This window comes from Mesorhizobium sp. M0208 (assembly GCF_040322015.1).
Taxonomy (GTDB): Bacteria; Pseudomonadota; Alphaproteobacteria; order Rhizobiales; family Rhizobiaceae; genus Mesorhizobium.
In genome coordinates, this window is record NZ_JAMYSP010000024.1 from 37381 (window position 1) to 51570 (window position 14190).

The 14190-nt window shown below is 61.8% G+C and carries 13 protein-coding genes; 8 read left to right on the plus strand and 5 right to left on the minus strand.

What is annotated here, in order from left to right; all coding sequences use genetic code 11:
* Positions 1 to 175 precede the first annotated feature (175 nt).
* Positions 176 to 607 (plus strand): hypothetical protein, encoded by a 432-nt coding sequence (locus NKJ17_RS22355; protein WP_254817079.1) that lies wholly within the window; start codon positions 176 to 178, stop codon positions 605 to 607.
* A gap of 263 nt (positions 608 to 870) precedes the next feature.
* Here NKJ17_RS22355 and NKJ17_RS22360 read toward each other — a convergent pair whose 3' ends face one another.
* The 3 genes from NKJ17_RS22360 to NKJ17_RS22370 form a co-directional block, all read right to left on the minus strand.
* Positions 871 to 2061, minus strand: coding sequence for an NADH-quinone oxidoreductase subunit D (locus NKJ17_RS22360; protein ID WP_352506284.1), 1191 nt, complete (start codon positions 2059 to 2061; stop codon positions 871 to 873).
* Between the two features lie 66 nt (positions 2062 to 2127).
* A complete protein-coding gene (locus tag NKJ17_RS22365) occupies positions 2128 to 2553 on the minus strand; it encodes a hypothetical protein (protein ID WP_352506283.1) in 426 nt (141 codons plus the stop codon).
* 164 nt (positions 2554 to 2717) lie between these two features.
* A complete protein-coding gene (locus NKJ17_RS22370; protein WP_352478434.1) occupies positions 2718 to 3392 on the minus strand; it encodes a DUF2161 domain-containing phosphodiesterase in 675 nt (224 codons plus the stop codon).
* Between the two features lie 329 nt (positions 3393 to 3721).
* On the opposite strand from NKJ17_RS22370, the gene NKJ17_RS22375 reads away from it, so the two are divergent.
* The 7 genes from NKJ17_RS22375 to apnL all read left to right on the plus strand — a co-directional run bounded on the left by NKJ17_RS22375 (position 3722) and on the right by apnL (position 12060).
* Positions 3722 to 4549 carry a phosphogluconate dehydrogenase C-terminal domain-containing protein gene (locus NKJ17_RS22375; protein WP_352506281.1) on the plus strand — a complete coding sequence of 276 codons (828 nt, stop codon included), beginning with the start codon at positions 3722 to 3724 and terminating at the stop codon, positions 4547 to 4549.
* A 264-nt stretch (positions 4550 to 4813) separates the two neighbouring features.
* The gene (locus tag NKJ17_RS22380) at positions 4814 to 5755 is read left to right on the plus strand and encodes a D-ribose ABC transporter substrate-binding protein (RefSeq protein WP_023675475.1); all 942 of its coding nucleotides are present in this window, start codon (positions 4814 to 4816) and stop codon (positions 5753 to 5755) included.
* A 109-nt stretch (positions 5756 to 5864) separates the two neighbouring features.
* Positions 5865 to 6518 carry a DUF2291 family protein gene (locus NKJ17_RS22385; RefSeq protein ID WP_352506280.1) on the plus strand — a complete coding sequence of 218 codons (654 nt, stop codon included), beginning with the start codon at positions 5865 to 5867 and terminating at the stop codon, positions 6516 to 6518.
* Positions 6515 to 8059: a sugar ABC transporter ATP-binding protein gene (locus NKJ17_RS22390; protein ID WP_352506279.1), complete on the plus strand. Its 1545-nt coding sequence runs from the start codon at positions 6515 to 6517 to the stop codon at positions 8057 to 8059. Before NKJ17_RS22385 ends, NKJ17_RS22390 begins: the two co-directional genes overlap by 4 nt.
* Positions 8056 to 9120: an ABC transporter permease gene (locus tag NKJ17_RS22395; RefSeq protein WP_352506278.1), complete on the plus strand. Its 1065-nt coding sequence runs from the start codon at positions 8056 to 8058 to the stop codon at positions 9118 to 9120. The genes NKJ17_RS22390 and NKJ17_RS22395 overlap by 4 nt, the downstream gene beginning before the upstream one ends.
* Before the next feature lies 1 nt (position 9121).
* A complete protein-coding gene (locus tag NKJ17_RS22400) occupies positions 9122 to 10156 on the plus strand; it encodes a Gfo/Idh/MocA family protein (protein ID WP_352506277.1) in 1035 nt (344 codons plus the stop codon).
* A complete protein-coding gene (apnL, locus tag NKJ17_RS22405; RefSeq protein WP_352689987.1) occupies positions 10153 to 12060 on the plus strand; it encodes a D-apionate lactonase in 1908 nt (635 codons plus the stop codon). The genes NKJ17_RS22400 and apnL overlap by 4 nt, the downstream gene beginning before the upstream one ends.
* A 77-nt stretch (positions 12061 to 12137) precedes the next feature.
* Here apnL and NKJ17_RS22410 read toward each other — a convergent pair whose 3' ends face one another.
* The gene (locus NKJ17_RS22410; RefSeq protein WP_352689988.1) at positions 12138 to 13106 is read right to left on the minus strand and encodes a GlxA family transcriptional regulator; all 969 of its coding nucleotides are present in this window, start codon (positions 13104 to 13106) and stop codon (positions 12138 to 12140) included.
* Positions 13107 to 13417: 311 nt separating this feature from the next.
* Positions 13418 to 14131: a transcriptional regulator NanR gene (locus tag NKJ17_RS22415; protein WP_023720267.1), complete on the minus strand. Its 714-nt coding sequence runs from the start codon at positions 14129 to 14131 to the stop codon at positions 13418 to 13420.
* Positions 14132 to 14190: the final 59 nt, after the last annotated feature.

A 14190-nucleotide genomic window follows, 5' to 3' on the forward strand; every position in this document is an offset into this window, starting at 1 on the left:
ACGGGTCGACATCGAACCCACCGAGCGGTGCCGGCGCGTTCGAACTAGAGCGCCGTTTCACCGGGCAGGTGATTCATATGCTTCATGTTGCGGCGGTCCGGCCTTGTCAGCGCTCCACGGCGCGATAATTGCTCATAAAGGCGTGGGCAAATTCACCTGTCGACAGGAGCCGACCATGAAACATCAAACACTCGACCAACTGCAAGCCGTCGCGGAAGTTGAGTCCTTCGCGGCGTATCCGGCGATGACTCGAAACCAACGGATTGAACGTTGGGCGGAACTTCTCGAACAAAACCCGACGCGATGCCTTGGGGCGCTTCCAGGCACCGAATATATGAACAGGGAAGCGCGCGACAGATCGCGTGGTGCTGGAACGCCGCTCACCGTCGCCTTCGAGGATCCGGTTCTGCGTGCCATGGGGCTGAAGGACGATACCTACGGTGAGGCAAAGCGCTTCTTCGAACTGAGCGATCGGCAGTTGCACCAAATCGTTTGCCATTGCCATGTCGGTGCTACGATGCAAGCGCGATGGGCCGCTGCCAGGGTGCGCGGGATAGTCCGCGGCAACAGATTTGTTGCCTGGTTGAAGGGATTGATCGCGCATTGACGCGGTACGAGGAACGGCGGAACACGCGTTCTTTCCGCGCCGTGGAGAGCGCTTCCGAACTTGGAAGGGCACGTGCCACGTCGGGCCGCGCAGATTGTGAAAGTCCTCGACGCTTGGCTGCGCCTTGTCGCGGCCATGCGTCCGTTTTGATGCGAGAATTTGAGTTGGCCCGCCGCAAGTGAGAGCCGTCGTCCGACCGGCGTCCGAGCGCAGTCGAGGCAGGTGCGATCTGGCTAGGATGGACCCGCGACCCTTTGACGTGGCTAACGATCGATTTCTCCGAACACGATGTCGAGCGAGCCGATGATCGCGGCGACATCGGCGATCATATGGCCTCGGGACAGGAAATCCATCGCCTGCAGGTGGGCGAACGAAGGTGCGCGGATCTTGCATCGGTAGGGAACATTGCCTCCGTCCGAAACGAGGTAGACGCCGAACTCGCCCTTCGGCGCCTCGACGGCGGCGTAGACTTCACCGCTCGGCACGCGAATGCCTTCGGTGTAGAGTTTGAAATGGTGGATCGTCGCTTCCATCGAGCGCTTCATCGTGGCACGCGGCGGCGGCGTGATCTTGTGGTTCGGGATCGCGACCGGTCCCTGGCCTTCGGGTGAGCGCAACTTTTCCAGGCATTGCCGCATGATCCGGACCGACTGGCGCATTTCCTCCATGCGTACAAGATAGCGGTCGTAGCAGTCGCCATGCTTGCCGACCGGAATATCGAAATCCATCTCCGAATAGCATTCGTATGGCTGCGCCTTGCGCAGATCCCAGGATGCCCCCGATCCGCGCACCATCACGCCGGAAAAGCCCCAGGCCCAGGCATCATCGAGGCCGATCACGCCGACATCGACATTGCGCTGCTTGAAGATGCGGTTCTCGGTCAACAGCTCTTCGAGATTGTCGCAGACCTTGAGGAAGGGATCGCAGAACCTCCAGATGTCGTCGAGGAGTTCCGGCGGCAGATCCTGATGCACGCCGCCGACCCTGAAATAATTCGCGTGCATGCGGGCGCCGGACGCGCGCTCATAAAAGACCATCAGCTTCTCGCGCTCGGCGAAACCCCAGAGCGGCGGCGTCAGCGCGCCGATGTCCATGGCTTGCGTGGTGACGTTGAGGAGGTGCGATAGCAGCCGGCCTATTTCGCAGAAAAGCACGCGAATGAGCTGTCCGCGTTTCGGAACCGATATTTCGAGGAGCTTCTCGGCGGCGAGACAGAATGCATGCTCCTGGTTCATCGGCGCGACGTAGTCGAGCCGGTCGAAATAGGGCAAGGCCTGCAGGTAGTTCTTGTACTCGATGAGCTTTTCGGTGCCGCGATGCAGCAGGCCGATATGGGGATCGGCGCGTTCCACGATCTCGCCGTCGAGTTCGAGCACCAGCCGCAGGACGCCGTGAGCGGAGGGATGTTGTGGCCCGAAATTGATGGTGAAGTTGCGAACTGCAGCCTCGACCATGACAGTCCTCCGCGATCAGGCGGGCTTTGGTTCCGTGCCGGAGCCGGCTTGTCCGCTTTCAGCCGCTCACGTCGTCGTCTGGATGATCAGCGTCAGCGTGCCGTCGCCGTCGATATTGGCCGCCACGACCTGCGTGGAATTAAGCCCATTCGCCGCCAGTGCCGATGCCGCCTGCGGCGATGCGTCGATCGAACTTTGCAGGATGCGCAAATCCTCGGCGCTGGTCTGGGTGACGACGGCCTCCGCCTGTGCCTTGATGTCAGGAGGCAGATCCTCCATCGCCACGATTGTCACTGCGGTGAAATTCTGGGCGGAGAACGCATCCTCCGGTGTAGCCTGGTCGGGAGTGGTCCCTTGGGGCGTGGCTTGCTCTGGCAAGGTTTGCGGCGCCGTCGGCGGCACAGGGGCAAGCTCTGGTCCCACGGATTGCGCATAGACCGGCGAGGCAAGGGCCAGTGCCGAAAGTGTGGCAATTGTCGTCGATAGGCGCATGGCCGTTCCTTCCGTTTGCTCAGCGGACGATCAATTCGGTGACGACAAAACCATCGTGTCGAAATATGGTTCCGTGACTGAGGTGCTGTCTTGTACTGAGTGCTGTCTGGCCGAAAGCCGTGATTGTCGCGGAGAGCAGGGCGCGAAATCCGGCGTTGCCTGTCTCAGGCAGCGGCGTGGCTGCGATCGGGCTGTGGCCAGCGCTGCAAGGCTTCACGGCCCTGAGCGGTCAGTTCGTAGATCCCGCGATCGGTGCGCGCGAACCAGCGATACACGTTGTGCAGCAGAATCTTGGGTGCGTTCGGCAGGTTGGGCTTCAAGTCACGCGGCCGTTTTGGGCCGTCGGCGAGTGCTGCGGCGCATGCCAGTGCCTGCTGGCGATAAGCGGTCATGATCGGCGCACGTGAGCCGCCGCCGGCGACAGGATCGCCCTGCCGACGCCGATGTTCGTCGATTAGTTTCGAGCGGCGCCGGGGATCCCGACGCGGGGCCAATGCCGTCGGGCTGAGCAGCACCTGAACCTCGCCGTTCGGTCGCACGCCAAGCAGGCCAAAGCCGAGCCGACGGCAGAGATTGCGGTATCTCACATCGCTCTCGCGGCCCTTGCCACGGGCCGACATGCATGCCGCGAGCCAGACCTCGTCGCTCGCCGCCATACGGTCGACGCCCTGGAGGATGAGCTCGAGATTGAACTTCAGCTTCAGCTCGCAGATGACGACGATCGGTGGAGAGTCGGCACTCAGCGCCAGCAGGTCGCAGCCGCCGATCTCGCCCTTGACCATAAATCCCAGGCCTTCGAGGAAGGCCTTGACCGGGCTGTAGAGTGACGTTTCGAGCATGGGCCTTTGTTGGCTGCGAATCATCCCGCCGATCGGCGGGTCAGCGCGATGATCGCTCTTTGCCGTTGAACAGAGGTAAACGACGGGCAAACAAATGGTCAGAGCAGTGCCGCGGTCGCTTGCGAATTTGGTATGCTGGTATAATGTGTACCTGAGGTAGCATGCTCCGCGTAGCTGCGCTGGACATCCGGGCGCCCGAGACACGTCCAGGCATCGTCATTTGAGCGACGGCTCCCCGCGTTTTTACCCGCCAGCCGGCGGCAATGTGCATACAAGTCAATGAGATGACGATCGGTAGGGCCGTCGTTGGAATTCAGGAGTAACGACATATGACAACGATTGCGCTGTTTGGTGCAGGCGGCAAAATGGGTTACCGTCTGGCAACCAATTTTCGCGGATCTTCGTATACGATACGCCATGTCGAGGTCAGCGACGCCGGCCGCGAGCGGCTGAAGTCGGGCCTCGGCATCGATGCCGTCAGCGCCGATGAGGCGCTTGATGGCGCCGATGTGGTGATCCTGGCGGTGCCGGACACGCACATCGGCAAGGTCGCGGCGAGTATCGAGAGCAAGCTTGCGTCAGGCACGATGGTCGTCGTGCTCGACGCCGCGGCACCTTTCGCCGGGCATTTGCCGAAGCGGCCGGATCTGACGTATTTCGTCACCCACCCCTGCCATCCGCCGATCTTCAACGACGAGACCGACATGGCGGCCAAGAAGGACTATTTCGGCGGCGTCAAGGCCAAGCAGCATATGGTCAGCGCCTTGATGCAGGGACCGGAGGAGGATTTCGCCAAGGGTGAGGCGATCGCAAAGATCATCTGGGCGCCGGTCATGCGCTCCCATCGCGTCACTGTCGATCAGATGGCCCTGCTCGAGCCCGGCCTTTCGGAAACGGTATGCGCTTCGCTGCTCGTCGTCATGAAAGAGGCGGTCGATGAGGTGGTGGCGCGCGGGGTCGACAAGCAGGCGGCGCTCGACTTCCTGCTTGGTCATATGAACGTGCTTGGCGCCGTCATCTTCGGCGAGACCAAAGGCGTGTTCTCCGACGCCTGCAACAAGGCGATAGAGTTCGGCAAGCCGGTTCTGATGCGCGACGACTGGAAACGGGTGTTCGAGCCGGAGGAGATTGCCGCGAGCATTCAGCGCATCACTTGAGGGCAGCGACGCGTTTTCGGAACATGTCACCTGAAATTGTCATTGACTCATTATACCAGTTGCCTTAGCTGTTCGATGGATCGGACCGTCAAGCTTCGCAGCAGGCTCAGGGGCCAGATGAGTGGAGGGTAGTGGGAAGCGATCCGTCGAAGTGAAGCCGGCAAAGGCTTGTGAATCTGACGCGACCCGCCACCTACGGCCGGCTGGCGAAATCGAATGCATATAGCCTTGGGACAAGGCGCGGATTTTCAACGGGAGGAATACATGAAACTGACACGCAGAATGACGCTTGCGGCTTTCGCCGGCATGCTGGCGCTTGGCACCGCCGCACCCGCCTATGCGGCGGATTTGATCGCCATCATCACGCCCTCGCATGACAATCCGTTCTTCAAGGCGGAAGCTGTCGGCGCGGAGGCCAAGGCCAAGGAACTCGGCTACGAGGCGTTGGTGCTCGTCCATGACGACGACGCCAACAAGCAGTCCGAATTGATCGATACGGCGATCGGCCGCGGCGCCAAGGCGATCATCCTCGACAATGCCGGCGCCGACGCCACAGTCGCTGCGGTGCAGAAGGCCAAGGACGCAGGCGTTCCTTCCTTCCTGATCGATCGCGAGATCAATGCCACCGGCGTTGCCGTCGCGCAGATCGTCTCCAACAATTATCAGGGCGCCCAGCTCGGCGCGCAGGAATTCGTCAAGCTGATGGGCGAGAAGGGTAATTTCGTCGAGCTCGTCGGCAAAGAATCCGACACCAATGCCGGCATCCGCTCCAAGGGTTACCACGACGTCATCGACGACTATCCGGACCTGAAGATGGTGGCGCAGCAATCGGCCAACTGGAGCCAGACCGAGGCCTATTCAAAGATGGAATCGATCCTCCAGGCCAATCCCGATATTAAGGGCGTGATCTCCGGCAACGACACGATGGCGATGGGCGCCTATGCGGCACTTGCCGCTGCCGGTCGCAAGGACGTCATCGTCGTCGGCTTCGACGGGTCGAACGACGTGCGCGACTCGATAACTTCCGGCGGCATCAAGGCGACGGTCCTGCAGCCGGCCTTCGCGCAGGCACAGATGGCGGTCGAGCAGGCCAACGACTTCATCAAGAACAAGAAGTCTCCGGCCGAGGAAAAGCAATTGATGGATTGCGTCCTGGTCAATGGCGACAATGCCGCCAAGCTGGAGACATTCGCGCTCACCAACTGAGCCGGCGTAACATCAAGCGCAAGGGACGAGCTCCGGTTCGTCCCTTGCTTCCATTTCGCCCTTGCTTCCATTTCTGGGTGCTCCTGACCGCCATGCCGAACGAGCCGACATGTTCAACACGCTGACCCGGCCAATCCTTGTCGTGTCGTTCCTTGCAGCTATAGTCAGCCTGACCGCCTGCAAGATCCTGCCGACGCCGTCAGCGGAAAACGGCGGCACTGGCTCGGCCTTCAATCCCGACAAGATGGTCGAGGACATTTGGGCGACGAAAGCGATACCCTATCTGCAGCAGAAGGCCGGCCCGTTTGCCGAGGTTCATGCTTTGGCGAAGACCGATCCCGCCGCTGCCGGCGCCAAGTACGGCAATCCGAAAAAGCAGGCGAACTCGCCGTGGACCTTCGCCGTCCGGCTCGAGGGCAAGGTCGTTGCAGCCAATACACAGTCACGCGCGTCGACAATGGACGTCGATGCCGACGGCGACGGCAAGGCGGATGCGCGAGTGCAGATCGGACCCGCCACTCGCGGTACAGCGCTGCGCGACAGCCTTGACTTCATTCAATTCAACGATTTCACCAACCAGATCGACTTCGCCCAGTTCGGCAAGGCCTTCAACGCCTACGCCGACAAGACCGTGCTTTCCAAGCTGCCGCGCGAGGCACTCGAGGGCCGAAGCGTCAAGATCCTCGGCGCCTATACGCCAGGCAGCGGCCAGGACCTGCCGCTGGTGACGCCGGCGGAGGCAGAGATCGGGCCGAAGCCATGACCGGCGATCAAGACGTCATCCTGAAGCTGGAGGATGTCTCGAAAGTCTATTCGGGCACCGTCGCGGTCAAACGTGCGAATTTTGAGGTGCGCAAGGGTGCGGTCAACGTGCTGGTCGGCGAAAACGGGGCCGGCAAATCGACGCTGATGAAGATCATCGCCGGCGTCGAGCGGCCGACGCTCGGGCGCATTCTGCTGGACGGCGAGGAGGTCTCCTTCTCGTCATCCGGGGACGCGGTAAATCGCGGAATCGGCATGGTGTTCCAGGAGTTGAACCTGTTCGGCAACCTGACCGTCGCCGAAAACATTTTCGCCACCCGCGAGATCACCAACCGCTTCCGCAAGATCGACCGCAAAGAGCAGGAGCGCCGCGCGGCGGAGTTCCTGGAACGGCTGGAAGCCGGCATCCGGCCGGACATGCTGGTCGAGGATCTGCGCATCGGCCAGCAGCAGCTGGTCGAGATCGCCAAGGCGGTTTCGCTCGATGCGCGCATCCTGATCATGGACGAGCCGACCTCGGCGCTCAGCGCGGCGGAAGTCGAGATCCTGTTCAAGGTGATTGCCGACCTCAAGGCGGGCGGCGTGGCAATCGTCTACATCTCGCATCGGCTCGAGGAATTGATCCGCATCGGCGACACCATCACGGTGCTGCGCGACGGGCGCATCACCGGCCAGGCGAAGATGAAAGACGTCGACACCCAGTGGGTCGTGCGGCAGATGATCGGCTCGGACGCCAAGGACTTCGCCAAGGCCGACGGCCATGTGCCGGGCGACGAGATATTCCGCGCCGAGGACATTTGCCTACCGCGCGTCACCGGCGGGCTTGCGGTCGACCACGTCTCGCTGTCGCTGCGCGCTGGCGAGATCCTCGGCATCTACGGCCTGATGGGCGCCGGACGCAGCGAGCTGTTCGATTGCATCATGGGCCGCCACGGCCATTCGACCGGCGCGATATTCATTGCCGGCAAAAAGGTGCACGAGCGCGACACGACACGGCGCATCCGGCGCGGGCTGGCGCTGATCCCCGAAGACCGCCAACGCGAAGGGCTGGTGTCGATCCTCTCCGTCGCCAGCAATCTGACTCTGGCCAGCCTGTCGCGGTTCGTGCGCCTGTTCCACATTCGTGGTGCCGCCGAACGACAGGCGGTGACCCAGACGATACGCGAACTGGCCATCAAGGTCGCCGATCCGACGCAGGAAGTCTCGTCGCTGTCGGGCGGCAACCAGCAGAAGGTGGTGATCGGCAAGGCGCTGCTCACCGGACCGAAGGTGCTGCTGATGGACGAGCCGAGTCGCGGCATCGACGTCGGCGCCAAGGCCGACGTTTTCCGCACCATGCGCAAGCTGTCGCGCGACGGTCTGGGGATCCTGTTTGCCACCTCCGATCTCGACGAAGTGATGGCGTTGTCCGACCGTATCGCGGTGATGAGCAATGGAAAATTGACCGGTATCTTCGATCGCGCGGAGGCGACTGAGGCCGCGCTCGTCGCTGCCTCGGCCCTCGGCCACGGCCCGGTCCCGCACGGAGAGCAAGGCGCATGACTGACATTCCAGCCAAGGCGGTGGTCAACTCCATTTCGAGCGGCTCGGTCCTGCTGACGCTGATGAAGGCGAGGACGTTCATCGCGCTGATCGCCGTGCTGTTATTCTTCTCGATAGCTGCCCCTAATTTCCTATCGGCCGCCAATCTTATCCTGATGTCGAAGCACGTGGCGTTGAACGCATTCCTCGCAATGGGCATGACCTTCGTCATCATCACCGGCGGCATCGACCTGTCGGTCGGCTCGATCGTCGGCCTGTGCGGCATGGTGGCCGGCTATCTCGTGCTGAACGGCGTCGACCTGCAGGTCGGCTACACCATCTATTTCAACGTCTTCGAGATCGCGCTGATCACGCTTGCCGTCGGCATATTGATCGGCGCCGTCAACGGCTTGCTGATCACCAGGCTTAACGTTGCGCCATTCATAGCCACGCTCGGCGTGCTCTATGTCGCACGCGGCCTGGCACTGCTGTCGTCCGACGGGCGCACCTTCCCCAATCTCGTCGGCAAGCCGGAGCTCGGCACCACGGGGTTCGGCTTCCTCGGCGCCGGCCGGCTGCTTGGCTTGCCGGTTTCGATATGGATATTGGTCGTCGTCGCACTGGGGGCGGCCTATCTCGCCAGATACACTCCGCTCGGCCGCCATATCTTCGCCGTTGGCGGCAATGAGCGGGCGGCGCGGATTTCGGGCGTCCGCGTCAACATGGTGAAGATGTTCGTCTACATGTTTTCCGGGTTCTGCGCGGCGATCGTCGGGCTGATCATCTCGTCCGAACTGATGGCCTCGCATCCGGCGACCGGAGAGAGCTTCGAACTCAACGCCATTGCCGCGGCAGTGCTCGGTGGCACCTCGATGTCGGGCGGACGCGGCGCCATCGGCGGCACCATTGTCGGCGCCTTCGTAATCGGCATCCTTTCGGACGGGCTGGTGATGATGGGGGTGAGCTCGTTCTGGCAAATGGTAATCAAGGGCCTCGTCATCATCGTAGCCGTTGTCGTCGACCAAGCCCAGCGCCGGCTGCAGAGCCGTGTCACGCTGATGCAGATGGCAAAGGCCGGCTGACATGGCGGAGCTGCGTGGCGCGCTGATCGGCTGCGGCTTCTTTGCCGTCAACCAGATGCATGCCTGGCGCGACATAGAGAGCGCTTCGATTGCCGCCATCTGCGACCGCGATCCGGACCGGTTAAGGGTGGTCGGCGACCAGTTCGGCATCGCGCGGCGCTATACCGACGCTGCTGCGCTGTTTGCCGGCGAAAGGTTGGATTTCGTCGACATCGCTACCACCGTACCAAGCCACAGAACGCTGGTGGAGATGGCGGCGCAGTATGGCGTTCCGGTAATCTGCCAAAAGCCGTTCGCGCCGTCGCTTGCCGACGCCAAGGCCATGGTGAAAGCCTGCGCCGACGCCGGCGTGCCGTTGATGGTGCATGAGAATTTTCGCTGGCAGTCGCCGATCCAGGCGGTGCGTGCGGTGCTCGACAGCGGCGAAATCGGCACCCCCTTCTTCGGACGGATCTCGTTCCGATCGGCTTATGACGTGTTTTCCGGCCAGCCCTATCTGGCGACCGGAAGGCGCTTCATTATTGAGGATCTAGGCATTCATATCCTCGACATCGCCCGCTTTCTGCTGGGCGACGTCTCGACGGTCACCGCGCGAACGGCGCGCGTCAATCCCGGCATAACCGGCGAGGACGTTGCGACGATGCTGATGGACCACACGGGCGGCGCCACTTCCGTGGTCGACTGCAGCTACGCCAGCAAGCTCGCGACAGAGCCGTTCCCCGAGACGCTGATCGAGATCGACGGCAAGGATGGCACGATCCGGCTGGCGCAGGGCTACCGCCTCACCGTCACCGGCAGGAGCGGGACGGTCGGTAGCGACGTCTCGCCGCCGCTGCTGGCCTGGGCATCGCGGCCGTGGCACAACATCCAGGAAAGCGTCGTCGCCATTCAAAAACATTGGGTCGATTGCCTGACCAACGGAACCGAGCCCGCGACCTCCGGCGCGGACAACCTTAAAACATTAGCGCTGGTCGAGGCAGCGTACGCCGGCGCCGCAAGCCGGGAGCCGGTGCAACTCGACGCCTTGCTGAAATGACAGCCAACGCCTTCCTCCTCTACGGCACAGGTGCCGTTGAAGCCGAACCGGTCAGGCTGCAAGCCGGCGCGCTGACGGCGGACTTCGTCAACGGCAATCTGCGCACCATTCGGCATGGCGGCACCGAAGTTCTGCGCGCTATCGCCTACATCGTCAGGGATCGCGACTGGGGCACCTACGAGCCGAGACTGGCCGATCTTGCCATCGAACAAAATGCCGAGGCTTTTTCCGTCAGCTATTCGGCAAATTGCCGGGCACCGGACGGCAGCCGGCTCGACTTCCGCGCCACCATCAAGGGCTCCGCCGATGGTAAATTGGTCTTCGACGTGAGCGCTCTTCCCGACAGCGATTTCGAAACCAATCGCTGCGGCTTCTGCATCCTGCATCCGATTGCCGGCTTGGCCGGCAGCCCGGTCACGGTCGAGCATACCGATGGCAGCGTGGTCGCGACCAGGCTTCCAGAGCTGATCGATCCCTGGCAGCCTTTCAAGGATCTGCGGGCGATCACCCATGAGGTCCGGCCGGGCGTCACCGCTGAATGCCGGATGGAAGGCGACATTTTCGAGATGGAGGACCAGCGCAACTGGTCGGATGCCTCCTACAAGACCTATGTCCGGCCGCTCGCGCTGCCATGGTCATACATGCTGCCTGCCGGCGAGACCTTCCGCCAGACCATCAGCTTGCGGATGGAGGGTGGCGGGAAAGTGCCGGCTGCCGCGGCAAGCGCCGAACCGATTCGTGTCACGCTCGGCCAAGCCGGACCGGCGCTGCCGGATATCGCCGTGATCATCTATCCGGATGAGGTCGAGGCGGCGCTGGGCAAGCTGCCGATGCTGTCCGAGCTTGGCCCGCAGCAATTGATGTTCCACTATGACCCGACGCGCGGCCACGAGCTCGATGCCTTGCGATCCTACGCCCGGCTCGCCGCCGCCTATCCGGTCCGGACAACGCTCGAATGTGTCATTGCCGGCGACGGCGATCTCGACGCCGAGCTTTCAGGCGTCGCCGACAGGGTGCGGCAGGCCGGGCTCAAGCTTTCGGCCATTGCCGTTTCGCCCTCGGTCGACCGGCAGTCGACGCCACCGGGCAGCGCGTGGCCGCACTGCCCGCTGCTCGAGGACGTCTATGCCGCGACGCGGCGCGCCTTTCCCGACAGCCGCCTCGGCGGCGGCATGTTCAGCTATTTCACCGAACTCAATCGCAAGCGCGTGCCGGCCGATCCGCTCGATTTCGTCACGCATTGCACCTGCCCGATCGTGCACGCCGCCGACGATCTCAGCGTCATGCAATCGTTGGAGGCGCTGCCTTCCATCACAGCCTCGGTGAGGGCGATCTTCGGGCCAAAACCCTATCGGATCGGGCCGTCGACCATTGCCATGCGCCAGAACCCCTATGGCGGTGCGACCAAGGCCAATCCCGACAGTCAGCGCATTGCCATGGCCGACCGCGACCCTCGCCATACCGGGCTGTTCGGAGCCGCATGGACGATCGGCTATGCCGCACGTGTTGCGCCGGCTGGCCTCGAAATACTGACGCTCTGCAGCTTCACCGGACCATTCGGCGTGCTGGCCTCGTCGGGCGAACCTGTCGAAGACGGTACACCCCGGCCGATTTTCCACGCGGTGAAAGGACTTTGCAATCTGGCCGGCCATGCGCATGTGGCGGCGACAACGACCGATGAGAGGCGGGTGCTGGCACTTGCCGGCCGCTCCCAGACAGGCAAGATCATCATCTGGCTGGCGAACCTTACCCCGGTCGATGTTCCGGTCGACGTTTCCGGGCTCGGCTCCGATCAGGGCCCTCTCAAGATTTGGAATGGACGACTGTCACGCCAGATTCCGCGCGATACGTCGGGCCGAGACCATCTTGTGATGACACCCTACGCAATCGTCCGGATCGGCTGAAGTCATTTGCCGAGGCTCATGGGTAGCCGCACTTGCGTAGCGGTTGCGTGTAGCCGCAGCACTCCGCTGCCGAGTTGTCACCGGATTTGCTTTCGAAACTCGCCCGGTGCCATTCCAGTTGTCTTGGAAAAAAGACGGCTGAACGAGGCGACGTCCTGATAACCCACCCGATAGCAAATTTCTGAAACGCTCAGTTTCGTTTCCTCAAGCATGGACCTTGCCAACTCCAGCCGCCTTTCCTGGATCCATTTTCCCGGCGTTGTCTGGAGTTCGTCGAAAAACCTGCGAGACAGGGTTCGCGAAGACATGCCCAATTCGGTTGCCAGAAATTTCAGATCGATTTCCGACATCTTGTCTTTCGAGAGCTCACGCAACTTGTCCTCGAATGGGCTGGCTCCGTACGAAATTCCATCGAGGGAAAATTCGTAGGGACTCTGGAATGTGCGCGGCGGCGGGAGAACCAGAAGTTTTCGAATGATCCGCTCTTCCTTCGAGAAGCCCAGATCGATCAGCAAAGCCCTGGCGAGTTCGAGTCCGGAAAACCCGCCTCCGCATGTGTAGAGGCGGTCCTGGCGAATGAGGAGCCGGGAAGCGTCCCATCGCACTTGCGGAAACCGGCGGCTTGCCTCGGCTCTCAGCCACCAGGATATCGTCGCGCGTTTACCGTCCAATAATCCCGAATTGGCGAGCAGATAACACGCGCCGCAATGTGCTGCGATGATTGCGTCCTGCTGCTGCGCGAGCGCGATCAGCGGTTTTGAATGTTCACTCTCCTCGTCGAGCGAGCGCAGAAGCTCCGGAATCTCGACACCCGGCATGGCAATGAGAATCAGGACATCCATTTTCCGGGATGGTTGAGCTTTTGTCGGGAAGGAAATTCCGGTGCTTGATGCCGACGGCGCGCTCCTTGAAACGAACTCACAGGAGAGAACCTGCGAACGGCAGACATCATTCACAAGCTGAAACATTTCCACGAGCGTCGAGACGACGGCCGAATAGAAATTCGACGGCAGCCAGATCACAACGTGGAGGCTCCTGACAGCCATTGCGGTACTCCAGTGTCGTTCTCGTGGATGGCAAGCCTAGCATAGTCTTTGCAAGAATTGCCAATTCCAGAACAAGCGCGCGGGCTCCAGGAGGGCCTATGCGGGCTTGCTGATGAAGGCGGGGCCGCGGAAATCCATGGCTGCGAAGATGCAAATGCTGAAATCGTTGAATGAAAACACGCGGCAAATACATCGGATTCAGAGGGCAACAGAAAACTGCGTCGGTCCGGGCTCAGGCTGATCTGTGGTCAGTCAGTAGGCCGAGAGCAAGGTGCCGGCCGCTACGCCGGTCCGGACCTTGCTCTTGATTTTCAGCTGCCGGAGTTCATCACGTAAAGCGCACGCGAGCGTTCGAGGTGCTTGATCATCGCCTTCTCGGCGCCATCCGCATCCTTGGCTTCGATGCGTCCGATGATCTCTTCGTGCTCGGTCAGCGTGAACTTTTCCTTGCCGGTCCAGATCAGCATTTCGGTGTGGTATTCCTTTAGCCAGCCAAGCATTGCCTCGCTGACGGCGACATAGATCGGGTTGCCGGATATTGCCGAGATCTGGGTGTGGAATTTCATGTCGGCGGATATGAAGGCTTCCGAGTCGCCACGATGGCTGCGCTGCTCTGCAACCGTTGCGCGCAACCGCTGCACGTCCTCGGCGGTTGCCTTCTCCGCGGCCTCCCTGACCATGCCGCGCTCGAAGAAGATACGCGCGTTCTTGAGGTGCTCCAGCGTGTCCTTCGACGACGACAGGATGATCTTGGCGGCGCCGTCGACCTGTTTGATGATCGACTTGGCGGTCAGCTGCAGCACTTTCGCCCGTTCGCCATGCGAGATCGCGACGAGGCCCATATTGCTCAACGCCTGCATTGCCTCGCGGATCGCCGGCCTGCCGACCTCGAAGCGCTCCATCAATTCGCGCTCCGATGGCATGTCGTCACCCGGCAGCAATTCGCCGCTGGTGATCAGGCGCTTCAGTCTCAAGAATACTTCGTCGGAAAGCTTGCGCCGGACGATCGGCTCCGAACGGTTCATCGTCGCGAATCACTCCTTTGACCGGCCCCTATCTAACATTTTCGGCGCGAATTCCGGAA